Annotated in this window: 14 protein-coding genes; 6 read left to right on the forward strand and 8 right to left on the reverse strand. The window is 46.4% G+C overall.

Going from position 1 to position 12552, the window contains the following annotated elements; translation table 11 throughout:
- Positions 1-76 precede the first annotated feature (76 nt).
- The gene (locus tag PKF022_RS07950) at positions 77-1849 is read left to right on the forward strand and encodes a glutamine--tRNA ligase/YqeY domain fusion protein (protein ID WP_281776509.1); all 1773 of its coding nucleotides are present in this window, start codon (positions 77-79) and stop codon (positions 1847-1849) included.
- Here the strand turns inward: PKF022_RS07950 and PKF022_RS07955 are convergent.
- Positions 1830-2726, reverse strand: a complete 897-nt coding sequence (locus PKF022_RS07955) for an SDR family oxidoreductase (protein ID WP_281776510.1) — start codon at positions 2724-2726, stop codon at positions 1830-1832. The genes PKF022_RS07950 and PKF022_RS07955 overlap by 20 nt on opposite strands.
- A 27-nt stretch (positions 2727-2753) precedes the next feature.
- Here PKF022_RS07955 and PKF022_RS07960 point away from each other — a divergent pair, with 27 nt between their 5' ends.
- Both PKF022_RS07960 and PKF022_RS07965 read left to right on the forward strand, forming a co-directional pair.
- Entirely contained in the window at positions 2754-3794 is a 1041-nt protein-coding gene (locus tag PKF022_RS07960) for a CDP-6-deoxy-delta-3,4-glucoseen reductase (protein WP_281777488.1), read from the forward strand.
- Between the two features lie 72 nt (positions 3795-3866).
- Positions 3867-5060, forward strand: a complete 1194-nt coding sequence (locus PKF022_RS07965) for an acetylornithine transaminase (RefSeq protein ID WP_281776511.1) — start codon at positions 3867-3869, stop codon at positions 5058-5060.
- Positions 5061-5085: 25 nt separating this feature from the next.
- Here the strand turns inward: PKF022_RS07965 and PKF022_RS07970 are convergent, their stop codons facing one another.
- The 7 genes from PKF022_RS07970 to PKF022_RS08000 all read right to left on the reverse strand — a co-directional run bounded on the left by PKF022_RS07970 (position 5086) and on the right by PKF022_RS08000 (position 11269).
- Positions 5086-5802: an ABC transporter ATP-binding protein gene (locus PKF022_RS07970; RefSeq protein ID WP_281776512.1), complete on the reverse strand. Its 717-nt coding sequence runs from the start codon at positions 5800-5802 to the stop codon at positions 5086-5088.
- Positions 5799-6578, reverse strand: coding sequence for an ABC transporter ATP-binding protein (locus PKF022_RS07975; RefSeq protein ID WP_281776513.1), 780 nt, complete (start codon positions 6576-6578; stop codon positions 5799-5801). The genes PKF022_RS07970 and PKF022_RS07975 overlap by 4 nt, the downstream gene beginning before the upstream one ends.
- A complete protein-coding gene (locus PKF022_RS07980; protein WP_281777489.1) occupies positions 6578-7648 on the reverse strand; it encodes an ABC transporter ATP-binding protein in 1071 nt (356 codons plus the stop codon). The genes PKF022_RS07975 and PKF022_RS07980 overlap by 1 nt, the downstream gene beginning before the upstream one ends.
- A 10-nt stretch (positions 7649-7658) precedes the next feature.
- Entirely contained in the window at positions 7659-8594 is a 936-nt protein-coding gene (locus PKF022_RS07985) for a branched-chain amino acid ABC transporter permease (RefSeq protein ID WP_216230790.1), read from the reverse strand.
- 75 nt (positions 8595-8669) lie between these two features.
- The gene (locus PKF022_RS07990) at positions 8670-9848 is read right to left on the reverse strand and encodes a branched-chain amino acid ABC transporter substrate-binding protein (protein ID WP_281776514.1); all 1179 of its coding nucleotides are present in this window, start codon (positions 9846-9848) and stop codon (positions 8670-8672) included.
- Positions 9849-9877: 29 nt separating this feature from the next.
- Entirely contained in the window at positions 9878-10819 is a 942-nt protein-coding gene (ispH, locus tag PKF022_RS07995; RefSeq protein ID WP_281776515.1) for a 4-hydroxy-3-methylbut-2-enyl diphosphate reductase, read from the reverse strand.
- A gap of 3 nt (positions 10820-10822) precedes the next feature.
- The gene (locus PKF022_RS08000) at positions 10823-11269 is read right to left on the reverse strand and encodes an FKBP-type peptidyl-prolyl cis-trans isomerase (RefSeq protein WP_216230793.1); all 447 of its coding nucleotides are present in this window, start codon (positions 11267-11269) and stop codon (positions 10823-10825) included.
- A gap of 30 nt (positions 11270-11299) precedes the next feature.
- Here PKF022_RS08000 and radC point away from each other — a divergent pair, with 30 nt between their 5' ends.
- The 3 genes from radC (at position 11300) to rpmG (ending at position 12552) form a co-directional block, all read left to right on the forward strand.
- Entirely contained in the window at positions 11300-11995 is a 696-nt protein-coding gene (gene radC, locus PKF022_RS08005) for a DNA repair protein RadC (RefSeq protein ID WP_281776516.1), read from the forward strand.
- A gap of 144 nt (positions 11996-12139) precedes the next feature.
- Positions 12140-12373 (forward strand): 50S ribosomal protein L28, encoded by a 234-nt coding sequence (rpmB, locus tag PKF022_RS08010; RefSeq protein WP_011903570.1) that lies wholly within the window; start codon positions 12140-12142, stop codon positions 12371-12373.
- Between the two features lie 11 nt (positions 12374-12384).
- Positions 12385-12552, forward strand: a complete 168-nt coding sequence (gene rpmG, locus PKF022_RS08015) for a 50S ribosomal protein L33 (RefSeq protein WP_015421876.1) — start codon at positions 12385-12387, stop codon at positions 12550-12552.

The raw sequence follows: 12552 nt of genomic DNA on the forward strand, positions 1-12552 counted from the left end.
ACCTCTCCAGAAACAAGCCCGCAGCAATTTGCGGGCTTTTTCTTTATGGGCCAAGGGTTTTCTCTACAATGTGGCTATGTCCCAAGATAGCAAACCCTCCAAAGCCAATAACGGCGTAATAGCCGAACCGTCTAATTTCTTACGCCAGATCATTGATCATGATTTGGCAAGCGGAGCTTTTTCACAGCGCACTAATTTGGCGGGCGAAGCTATTCCATCGATCATTACCCGTTTTCCGCCTGAGCCGAATGGCTATTTACACATTGGTCACGCTAAAAGCATTTGTTTGAACTTTGGCTTAGCGGCTGATTACAACAATCAAGCTGGTGGCGCGCGCTGCAATATGCGCCTGGACGATACCAATCCAGTCAAAGAAGATGTTGAGTACGCCGATAGTATTTTGGATGCGGTGAAGTGGTTAGGCTTTAATTGGGGAACCCATCTTTATCATGCAAGCGATTACTTTGATCGCCTCTATGAGTTTGCTGAGATTTTGATTCAAAATGGCAAAGCGTATGTTGATAGCCAGAGCGCTGATGATATCCATACCAATCGCGGCAACTTTGGGCAAGTAGGAAAAAACAGCCCTTATCGCGATCGTAGCCCAGAAGAAAATCTTGTCCTCTTTCGCGAGATGCGCGATGGCAAATTTAAAGACGGTGAACATGTACTGCGCCTAAAGATTGATATGACGCATCCGAATATCGTGATGCGCGATCCTGTTGTTTATCGCATTCGCCATACCGACCACCATCGTACGGGCAACAAATGGTGCATCTACCCTTTATACGACTTCACTCACTGCATCTCTGATGCACTTGAAAATGTCTCCCATTCCATATGCACATTGGAGTTCGAGAACAACCGCCCACTGTATGACTGGATTGTGAATTCCCTAAAAGAATTGGGCGTATTTAAAGATCCAGTACCGCATCAGTATGAATTCGCTCGCCTCAATCTGACCTATACCATCACCAGCAAACGCAAGTTATTGCAACTGGTGGAAGAAAAGCATGTTGAAGGCTGGGATGATCCGCGTATGCCAACCATCGTAGGCATCCGTCGTCGCGGCTACACCCCAGAAAGTATTCGTTTGTTCTGTGAACGCATTGGCGTTTCTAAGGCAGACAGCTGGATTGATATGAGCACTCTTGATCAAGCGCTTCGCGATGATCTTGAAGTCAGAGCGCCACGCGCTACTGCAGTACTGAAACCACTCAGGCTTGTAGTGGAAAACTTTGATACCTCAGCAAAAGAGGCATGCTCTGCACCACGTCATCCCAATCATCCAGAATGGGGCAATCGTGAGTTTAATTTCACACGCGAGTTGTGGATTGAAGCAGATGACTTTATGCAAGAACCAATCAAGGGATTCTTCAGACTCTACCCACCAATTGGCGATCAACCTGGCAGTCGTGTGCGCTTACGCCATGGCTTTGTAGTTGAGTGCACAGGCTTTGAAACTGATGCTCAAGGTAATGTGACGCAAGTAAACGTTACCCACTTCCCAGACAGCAAGAGCGGGACGCCAGGCTCCAATAATTACAAGGTCAAAGGCAATATCCATTGGATTAGCGCTGCCGAGGCTATACCTGCAGAAGTACGTCTATATGACCACCTCTTTAGCGACCCTCATCCAGACAGCGGTGATAAGAATTTCTTGGATGCAATTAATTCAAACTCCAAACAAACTATTGCCGCCTATTTAGAACCCTGCATGAAGGATGCTAAAGCAGAAGATCGCTTTCAGTTTGAGCGCCATGGATATTTTGTTGCCGATCAAAAAGATTCTCTGCCCGGCAAACCAGTATTTAACCGAACAGTTGGACTTAAGGATTCTTGGAAATAGTTTTCAAAAAATCTCTTACGCTGGGATAGCGTAGGGGAGTTTTCAGCTCGGGCAAACGAGCATTAGTTACCCTTCGAGATTCGCGCATAAATGACCACAGCATCGGACTAACAATTTTCTGCAATTCATTACCAGGCAATCGAGTCGGTCTTTCTAGCCCAAATGCATCTGCGACTTCATCAAAGTAATCGCCCATCTTCGTTTCGCCACCATCGCAGGCATTAATGATGCGCTGAGGTTTCCCGTGATACACCGCCGCACAAACCAATCTGGCTAAATCATCACTGTGAATATGATTGGAGTAAGCATCTTCCTCAGGGAGCAACGCCGGAGTTTGAGATTCCAAGCGCTCTATTGGCAAACGATCAGCGGCATAAATACCAGGGACACGCAAAATCGTTACCGCTACACCATTTGCAGGTCCCCACAAGCGAATTGCTTGCTCAGCATCCACCCTTCTTTTGGCACGCTCGCTTTGGGGGTTTACTGGTGTGATTTCAGTCACCTTAGCACCCCGATGATCCCCATAGACGCCGGTAGTACTGATATAGATCAGGCGCCTGACGGCATTAGAGCCTTGGGCTAAAATTCGAATTAGGTTGCGGGTTCGGCAATCGCGATTTCCACTATTTTGAGGTGGTGCCAAATGAATCACGGTTTGCGCTAAACCGGCCAGGCGCCATAAAGACTCTGGTTTATCCAGGTTACCCAAAATAGGAGTCGCGCCCACCTCCCTCAGCTCCTGAAAGCGTCTCTGCTGAGAAGTAAGTGCAAAAACACGATGGCTTCGCGAGAGCTGCTTGGCTACCCGAAGACCAATATCTCCGCAGCCAATAATCAGGATTGAAGGTTTACCAAAAGATTGCATAAGTGACATCGTAACGATTTATTGAAAGGAATGAGAGTGTCTTATCAAGTCACGCTCAAAACGAGCGGCAAACAATTTACCGTCAATCCAGATGAGAATGTCCTGGAGGCCGCTCTACGTCAAGGAATCAATTTACCCTATGGCTGTAAAAATGGTGCCTGTGGCTCCTGCAAAGGCAAAGTCGTAGAAGGTCAAGTGACCCACGGACAGCATAGCGAAAGTGCTCTTAGCAAGGCTGACGAAACCGCTGGTGGGATTTTGTTTTGCTGCTCCCACCCTCAATCCGATCTCCTCATTGAAGCCCGTGAAGTTCAAGGGGCTGGTGATATTGCTATTCGTAAAGTACCTTGTCGCGTTAATACCATTAGCAAACCAAGCGACGATGTCGCCATTCTGAAGCTGCAGTTACCTGCCGCCGAACGCTTTCAGTTTCTAGCCGGTCAGTATCTTGAGTTTCTTCTCAAAGATGGGCAGCGTCGCGCTTACTCTATTGCCAATGCACCCGAACAAGAGGGCCCGCTTGAGTTGCATATTCGCCATTTACCTGGCGGTTTGTTTACTGACTTTGTATTTGGCGCCGCTACGCCTGCTTTAAAAGAAAAAGATATCTTGCGCTTTGAAGGGCCCCTGGGAAGTTTCTTTTTAAGAGAAGACTCTAAGAAACCCATCATCTTTGTCGCTGCTGGCACTGGCTTTGCGCCCATCAAATCCATCATCGAACAAATGCGAGCCAAGAAGATTCATCGACCAATTCATCTTTACTGGGGTGGACGTCGCCCTGGTGATTTGTATTTGAGTGACTTATGCCAATCCTGGGAAAAAGAGACAACCGACTTTAAATACATACCGGTAATTTCAGATGCACTCGCAGAAGATGGCTGGCAAGGTAGATCGGGTTTTGTACATCAAGCTGTGATGGCTGATCATCCCGATATGAAGGGCTTTCAAGTCTATGCTTGTGGCGCCCCAGTCATGGTCAATGCCGCCAGAAATGACTTCTCAGCCAAGTGTCAACTGCCTGAGGAAGAGTTCTTCGCAGATTCCTTCACTAGCGCAGCAGATTTAGTAACAGCTTAGGAACCGCAAAGTCAAATCAGCGGGATAATAGATACCTTATTTACCCTTATTAACTTCTCCGCCAATACCAGCATGAATAAGCCACTTCAGACTATTGATACCCACTCAGTCATGTTTATTACCCCACGTCCAGAGGTTGTGATGGTTGAAGGTGAGGGCTCATGGCTAACAGACAACAATGGCAAACGCTACTTGGACTTCCTGCAAGGTTGGGCGGTGAACTGCTTGGGCCATGGAAATCTAGGAATGATTGAGGCGCTGAATGCACAAGCAAAGAAGTTGATTAATCCAAGTCCTGCGTTCTACAACGAACCCATGATTGGTTTATCAAACCTACTTACAGAAAATAGTTGCTTTAACAAAGTATTCTTTGCTAATAGCGGAGCTGAGGCTAATGAAGGCGCTATTAAATTAGCTCGCAAGTGGGGTCAGCTTCATAAGGCTGGCGCCTTTGAAATCATCACCTTTGATCATAGTTTCCACGGACGCACATTAGCGACGATGAGCGCTTCCGGTAAGCCAAACTGGGATACGATGTTTGCGCCACAGGTCGCAGGCTTTCCAAAGGCAGATTTAAATGATTTGGAGTCTGTGAAAAAGCTGGTAACCGATAAAACGGTTGCAGTCATGCTCGAGCCAGTACAGGGTGAAGGTGGCGTCATTCCCGCTACGAAAGAATTTATGCGCGAACTGCGCAAGTTTACCAAAGAAAACAACATTCTTTTAATTGCTGATGAAGTGCAAGCAGGCTGTGGCCGTACTGGCACCCTCTTTGCCTACCAGCACTATGGTATCGAGCCAGACATTATGACTTTGGGTAAAGGTATTGGTGGAGGCGTTCCATTGGCAGCCTTATTGGCTACCGATGCTGTGGCTTGCTTTGTACCTGGCGATCAAGGCGGGACCTATAACGGCAACCCCTTAATGACCGCTGTAGGGATTAGTGTCATTGAGCAACTTTTAGCTCCAGGATTTTTGGATAGCGTTAAAGCCAAAGGTGAATTGCTTAAATCTGAATTGCTCAAGCTGGTAACCGAGTTCAATCTGGAAGGTGAGCGTGGTGAAGGATTATTAAGGGCCTTAATGCTTGGAAAAGACATTGGTCCAAAGCTAGTTGAACTTGCGCGTGATCGTAACCCTGAAGGTCTGTTGATCAACTCCCCAAGACCTAACTTATTACGCTTTATGCCGGCTTTGAATGTGCCTGATGATGAGATTCGTCAGATGTGCAATATGCTGCGTGAGTTACTGAAAGAGGTAGCTTAAAACCAGCCGTAATATAGCTGCCTATTTATTCACCAAGGTAGGCAGTTTTTACTCTTGAGTCTTCTAGCAATTCCTTGCCAGACCCATCGAGAGTAATCAAACCACTCTCCATCACATAAGCACGGTCTGCCATCTGAAGAGCTAAGCGTGCATTTTGCTCTACTAGCAAAATAGTCATCCCGCTCGCAGATAGGCTACGAACAACATCAAAAATCGTCTCAACCATGATGGGTGACAAGCCCATAGATGGCTCATCCAACAGCAATAACTGAGGCTCGGCCATCATTGCCCTGCCCATTGCTACCATCTGCTGCTCACCGCCAGACAGCGTGCCTGCCAACTGAGATAAGCGCTCTTTGAGTCTTGGAAAATACGAGTACACCTCTTCTAGTTTGAGCTCGATATCTTTAGGGTTTGTCTTTAAATAGGCGCCCATCTGGAGATTCTCCAAAATCGTCATGCGCTTAAAAACACCTCGCCCTTCCGGCACCATACCCAGACCTAGGCGAACCAATTCATAGGCAGGCAACTTTTTAGTTTCTTGGTTCACAAAATGAATCTCGCCAGCCGATGGAGTTAGTAAACCAGAAATTGCTTTTAGGGTTGAACTTTTTCCTGCACCATTCGCTCCAATCAAGGCAACAAGTTCGCATTGATTGACATGCAGATCAATTCCTTTAACAGCATTGATGCCGCCATAGGATACCTTGAGATCTTTTATATTCAACAAAGCGCTCATCATGCAGCTCCTTGCCCAAGATAAGCCTTAATGACTTCAGGATGTGTGCGCACGTCGGCAGGTTTTCCTGAGGCAATCACTTTGCCGTAATCGAGGACGGTCAGACTATCGCAAATTCCCATTACCAAGCTGACATCATGTTCAATCAATAAAATGGTTTTACCATCAGCGCGAATGCGCAGCAATAACTCACGCAACTCAAGTTTTTCAGTGGCATTCATACCGGCAGCAGGCTCATCCAGAGCCAGGAGCTTAGGCTCAGTCGCTAATGCTCTTGCAATCTCAAGGCGGCGCTGATGTCCGTAGGAAAGATTTCGCGCCTGCATATTGGCAAACTCACCCAGACCAACATAAGCCAAGAGTTGTTGGGCCTTTTCTCTGATGGCGCGCTCTTCACGCTTGGTCGATGGAAAGCGAAAGATCGCGCCTAGCAAACCAGCTTTAGTGCGGCAATGGCAACCTACCATCACATTTTCTAAAACAGACATTTCACCGAACAGACGAATGTTTTGAAATGTTCGAGCCAGACCAGATTTGGTGACTTCAGATACAGACTCTGGAAAATAGGATTGACCGTCGAACAAAAAGATTCCTGAGTCTGCAGGATACAAACCAGTGATGACATTAAAAAAGGTTGTCTTGCCAGCACCATTGGGACCGATCAATCCGACGATTGAATCATGCGCCACCTGCAAGCCAACAGAGTCCAGCGCTTGTACACCCCCAAAGCGCTTTGAAACATCCGTGACATCAAGAAGCAAGTGATCGGAACTCGTCATTACCTTGCCCCACTCTTTTGCCAAATGCCGCCTGGACGATAGAGCATGATCAAAATTAAAGCCAAGCCATAAATGAGTTGGCGAATGATTTCTACATCAACAATCACATGGCCAAATAAAAACTGCTGAACCGGCTGAGCAATGCCGCGTAATACTTCCGGAAATACCGCTAATAGTATGGCGCCCAAAATCACTCCTGGAATATGTCCGATACCCCCTAAAACCACCATAGCCAAGACTACGATGGACTCCCAAAGAGTAAATGACTCAGGAGAAACAAATCCCTGAAAAGCTGAAAACAGCACTCCTGCCACGCCAGCAAAAGAAGCGCCGATAGCAAAAGCGAGTAATTTCATATTACGAGTATTAATACCCATCGCTTTAGCGGCAATCTCGTCTTCACGAATCGCAATCCAAGCACGCCCAATACGGGAATCTTGTAGATGTAAACAAACAATGGCAACTGCAATTGCCAGCGCAAGAAATAAGTAAAACACTAAATACAAACCGGGGATTTGTATAAAACCTAAATCCAAGGGCTTTGTAAATGAAATGCCAAATAATTGAATCGGATCAATTCCTGAAATTCCCTTGGGACCATTGGTAAGATTTAAAGGGCGGTCTAAGTTATTCATAAAGATACGAATAATTTCACCAAAACCCAAAGTAACAATCGCCAAGTAATCTCCGCGCAATTGCAAAGTAGGTAGACCTAAGATCAATCCAAATAGGGCCGCCAAAATAATCGAGAACACGGCAACCATCCAAGGTGAAAAGTGCATACCCTCTGGAAAGCTCGCCGCAATACTTTCAAACTGGGTTGGCAGATGAGGGGACGCCAATAAAGCAAAGCTATAGGCGCCTAATGCATAAAAGGCGATGTAACCCAAATCCAAAAGACCCGCAAACCCAACAACTACGTTTAAACCTAAAGCAAGAACGATATAAAGCAAGGCAAAGTCGAGTACCCGAACCCAATAGTTACCACCACCTGCACCCACCACCCAAGGCAGGAGTACTAAAGCAATGACTCCTAGCCATAGATAAGCGGTATTACTAAGGCGATTCAAGACAAGACTTTTAAGCACGATCCGAAACCTTCTCGCCCAATAAACCAGTCGGCCGCAAAACCAAAACCAAGATTAATACTAAGAAAGCAAAAATATCCTGATAGTTGGATCCAAATACTCCACCAGTAAGCTCGCCAATATATCCGGCGCCTAAAGATTCAATCAGGCCTAATAGCAGACCACCCAACATGGCACCCTGCAAATTTCCGATGCCACCCAGAACGGCAGCAGTAAATGCTTTAAGCCCTGGAATGAACCCCATGTAAAAATGGACATTGCCATAGTTGCTGGCAATCATAACTCCCGCTAAACCCGCTAATGCGCCACCCAACATAAAGGTAATGGAGATCACGCGATTGGGATTGACGCCCATGAGCGCAGCAATTTGGGTTTGCTCGGCAGTAGCGCGCATTGCCCTACCAAGCTTTGTTTTTTCTACCAAGAACAATAAGCCAGCCATCACCGCCAAAGCAACTATGATGATCACGATTTCTTTTCCAGTAATCGTCGCGCCACTGCCCCATAAATCAATGGGAGCTGACGGTAGTAATTGTGGATAGGTCATAGGATTGCGTGACCAAATCATCATCGCAATCGTTTGCAACAAAATAGACATACCAATAGCAGATATCAGTGGTGCCAAGCGCGGCGCATTACGCAGAGGGCGATAAGCAATTCGCTCAATCCAATAGCTCAATCCAGCGCAGACCGCCATCGTCACAGGCAAAACAATCAGAAGCGTGAGCCAGCCGGGCAAGTCACTGGTCAAGCTCAAGATCAAACGCAATAAGGAAAGCGAAACCATTGCGCCAATCATCAATACTTCGCCATGGGCAAAATTGATAATCCCCAGCACCCCATAGACCATGGTGTACCCCAAGGCGATCAAGGCATAGATGCTGCCAAGCACCAAGCCATTGATAATCTGCTGAAGAAGGATATCCATTAGGTATGTAAATTGATTGGGGCTTTATAAAAAAATAGCACCGCAGAAGCGGCGCCATTTTTTATTGGGGTGTCATTACATCTTAATGACATCAAGAACATTTTTCTTCTTATCTTTGAAGTCGTATAAGGTGATCACGCCTTCTTTCATATCACCCTTATTATCAAAAGCAATATTACCTACTAAGCCCTGCATTTTCGTATCAGGCATTGCAGCCAAAATCTTTGCAGGATCAGTTGAGTTTGAGCGCTTCATAGAATCTACCAAGACATAGACAGCATCATAAGTAAACGGCGCATAAATCTGTACATCTGAATTAAAGCGTTCTTTGTAACGCTTTTGGAAGTCAGCGCCTTGAGCCATCTTTGACAAGGCCATACCCGCTTCAGAACAAGTCACATTCACCACCGCCTCACCAGCCAACTCAGCAAGCTTCTCGGTGCACATGCCATCACCACCAACAACCTTTGCCTTAATACCAAGCTCAGCAGCCTGTTTTGTTAGTGGGCCACCGGTCGCATCCATACCGCCATACATGATGACATCTGGTTTGCTACCCTTAATCTTCGTCAAGATGGCCTTGAAATCAGTTGCCTTGTTATTGCTTGCTTCGCGAGTAACGACTTTTATGCCAGCCGCTTTGATGGTTTTCTCAAATTCATCAGCCAGGCCTTTGCCGTACTGAGTAGAGTCATCAATGATGGCCACCGTTTTTGCCTTCAAAGTATTCGCAACATAATTAGCCAAGGCTGGGCCTTGTTGTGCGTCGGTTGCTACTAAGCGATAAGTCGTCTTAAATCCTTGTTTGGTGTAATCAGGATTCGTTGCTGATGGTGATACCTGGGTAATACCTGCATCGCTATAAATGCGTGAGGCAGGAATACTGGTCCCAGAATTTAAGTGTCCTACTACGCCAACTACTTTGGCATCCACCAGCTTTTGAGCAACTTGAGTAGCAGTCTTTGGATCTTCAGCATCATCTTCAGGCACTAAAGTCAGCACTACTTTTTTTCCATCAATCGTTAAGCCTGCTTTATTAATTTCTTCGAGAGCTAAGCGCGCGCCATTCTCATTATCTTTACCCAAGTGCGCAATAGGCCCAGTCAAAGGAGCGACATGCCCAATCTTCACTTCGATACCATCCGCGGGAGCTGCCGCAGACTTCTCGCCACCTTTGCCGCAAGCGGCCAATAGGAACGCTGAAACCGCTAAAGCAATAGCACTTCTTGTAAAGCCAATCTTAGGTTTGTTCATGTACAGCTCCTCTGTTATGAATAGATACTTCAATCAACTAAATTTTTGGGTAAAGAAAAGGTGACATCTTCGACTACACCATCAAGTGCGCGAACATGTCGCGGACCAAACTCCTGAATGCGACTCACAATAGACTGCGCCAAACTTTCTGGCGCAGAAGCACCCGCCGTCAAACCAACTCGCTTTTTGCCAGCGAACCATTCTGGTTTAAGTTGCTCTGGGGAATCCACCATGTAGGAGGGAACGCCAAGCTTTTCAGCCAGCTCTCGCAAGCGATTAGAGTTCGAGCTTGAGGCGCTACCCACCACAATAACAACCTCAACTTGAGGCGCCATAAATTTCACAGCATCTTGACGATTCTGAGTGGCATAACAAATATCTTGTTTGCGAGGTTGGACAATATTGGGAAACTTTGTCGTTAAGGCTTCAACAATTTCTTTGGTCTCATCAACAGAAAGTGTTGTTTGGGTAACAAAAGCCATTTTCTCATTTGCTGAAAATGGTAACGCGCCCACATCGTCGAGCTTCTCAACCAAAAATACGCCTTCTTTTACTTGACCCATAGTTCCCTCAACCTCTGGGTGCCCGGCATGACCGATCATCAAAACGGTATAACCCTCTTTACACATTTTGACGACCTCAAGATGGACCTTAGTGACCAAAGGACATGTGGCGTCGTAGACCTGCAAACCTCTTGCTTCAGCATCTTTGCGCACTTCTTGAGAAACACCGTGAGCGCTAAATACAACAATGCCACCCTTGGGAACTTCATGCAATTCATCTACGAATACTGCGCCCTTATCGCGCAGCTCATTAACTACATATGCGTTATGCACAATTTCATGACGCACATAAATTGGCGCACCAAAACGATTAAGAGCCTCATTGACAATATTGATTGCACGATCGACGCCCGCGCAAAAACCACGCGGTTGCGCCATCAAAATTTCTGCGTTATTAAAATCACTCATCTTTTACAGAATTGCCACAATCTCAGCTTCAAAAGTTACTGGCCTACCCGCGAGAGGGTGATTGAAATCAAACCACGCACCCTCATCATCAATCGATTGCAAAACACCTGCATATTGAGCACCCCCTGGGGCATTGAACTCAATTACATCTCCAGGATTAAATTCCACGTCGTCATCGCGACCCTCTTTTAGCGCTTTAAGAGAAACCCATTGCACTAAATCCTCTTTGCGCTCGCCAAAACTTTCTTCAGGAGCAAGTAGCGCACTTTTTTTCTCGCCAACACTCAAACCAAGTAAAACTTTTTCGAAACAAGGAGCAAATTGGCCAGACCCCATCAAAACCGTCGCAGGTCGATCGACAAAAGTATTGATGTAATCCTCCCCACTAGGCAAAGTGAGTCGATAGTTGAGAGTCAAGTAGGAGTTAGGCAAAACAGTAAGCTTAGTCATAAGGTGATTGTATCTAGGCCGGCGCTAGCTGTGCACTCCCCCATCACGGGCTGGCCCAAAAATGAGCAGCCCAGAGAAAAGCTTCGCGCAAAAGGAGCTGCGGCACTCTCCGATGCTGAACTACTGGCTATTTTTCTACGAGTGGGCGTCAAGGGGAAAAGTGCTGTAGCCCTCGCTAAGGACCTACTACATCACTTTGGGAGCCTTCCACGGCTACTGGCCAGCAGCCCTCAAGAATTAACCCAGATTCACGGCATGGGTCTATCTAAGTGGTCTCAAATTCAGGCGGCTTACGAGCTTGTGAAGCGAAGCTTGGAGGATGGTCTTACCCAGGACCCCATCTTTTCATCACCCAACCATGTTAGAGAGTTCTTGCAGGCCAAAATTGGCCGCCTCCCCCACGAGGTCTTTCTCTGTCTTTACTTAGATTCCCGCCTGCACCTTATTGAATGTCAGGAGCTTTTTAGGGGCTCCATTGCCCAAACTGCTATTTACCCCCGAGAGATCCTCAAAGAGGCCCTAGCAAAAAACGCCAGCGCCCTGATCGTGGCTCATAACCACCCTAGCGGCAATCCATTGCCTAGCGGAGCAGATCAAGAACTGACAAAGTTGCTCGCAGATGCACTCCAATTGGTAGATATTCAACTTTTGGATCACTGCATTGTGAGTGGTAGCGGTTTTTTCTCTTTTTCTGATGCAGGCCTTATGGGAAAAGCTAATAAATGATAGTAATCACTAACTTATTGGCTTATTTTAGATATTTGAGTGTCTTGGAAACCTAAATCCCGTGCACTCAAGACAATTAGAGCTAGCCCAAAATAGGCTGGGACTGATACAATCTTCTTTTTTCGCAATTAATGGAGTTATGTCATGGCAAAAGTTTGCCAAGTCACTGGGAAGAAGCCGATGGTTGGCAACAATGTATCCCATGCAAACAATAAAACGAAGCGTCGCTTTTTGCCGAATTTGCAAAACCGTCGTTTCTGGGTTGAATCTGAAAACCGTTGGATTAGCTTGCGCTTAACCAATGCTGGTTTGCGCGTTATCGACAAGAACGGCATCGATGCTGTGTTGTCTGATCTCCGTGCACGTGGCGAAATTTAAGGAGCGCACAAATGGCTAAAGGCGGCAGAGAAAAAATTAAGTTAGAGTCATCAGCAGGTACTGGTCACTTCTACACTACTTCAAAAAACAAGCGTACAAAGCCTGAGAAAATGGAAATCATGAAGTTCGATCCAACCATTCGCAAGCACGTTGCTTACAAAGAAACAAAGTTGAAGTAA

It is taken from the genome of Polynucleobacter sp. KF022, assembly GCF_027924105.1.
Lineage (GTDB): Bacteria > Pseudomonadota > Gammaproteobacteria > Burkholderiales > Burkholderiaceae > Polynucleobacter.

Coding starts and splice junctions, on each gene's coding strand:
- PKF022_RS07950 (WP_281776509.1), top strand. CDS start 77: ATGTCCCAAGATAGCAAACCCTCCAAAGCCAATAACGGCGTAATAGCC.
- PKF022_RS07955 (WP_281776510.1), bottom strand. CDS start 2,726: ATGTCACTTATGCAATCTTTTGGTAAACCTTCAATCCTGATTATTGGC.
- PKF022_RS07965 (WP_281776511.1), top strand. CDS start 3,867: ATGAATAAGCCACTTCAGACTATTGATACCCACTCAGTCATGTTTATT.
- PKF022_RS07970 (WP_281776512.1), bottom strand. CDS start 5,802: ATGATGAGCGCTTTGTTGAATATAAAAGATCTCAAGGTATCCTATGGC.
- PKF022_RS07975 (WP_281776513.1), bottom strand. CDS start 6,578: ATGACGAGTTCCGATCACTTGCTTCTTGATGTCACGGATGTTTCAAAG.
- PKF022_RS07985 (WP_216230790.1), bottom strand. CDS start 8,594: ATGGATATCCTTCTTCAGCAGATTATCAATGGCTTGGTGCTTGGCAGC.
- PKF022_RS07990 (WP_281776514.1), bottom strand. CDS start 9,848: ATGAACAAACCTAAGATTGGCTTTACAAGAAGTGCTATTGCTTTAGCG.
- ispH (WP_281776515.1), bottom strand. CDS start 10,819: ATGAGTGATTTTAATAACGCAGAAATTTTGATGGCGCAACCGCGTGGT.
- PKF022_RS08000 (WP_216230793.1), bottom strand. CDS start 11,269: ATGACTAAGCTTACTGTTTTGCCTAACTCCTACTTGACTCTCAACTAT.
- rpmB (WP_011903570.1), top strand. CDS start 12,140: ATGGCAAAAGTTTGCCAAGTCACTGGGAAGAAGCCGATGGTTGGCAAC.
- rpmG (WP_015421876.1), top strand. CDS start 12,385: ATGGCTAAAGGCGGCAGAGAAAAAATTAAGTTAGAGTCATCAGCAGGT.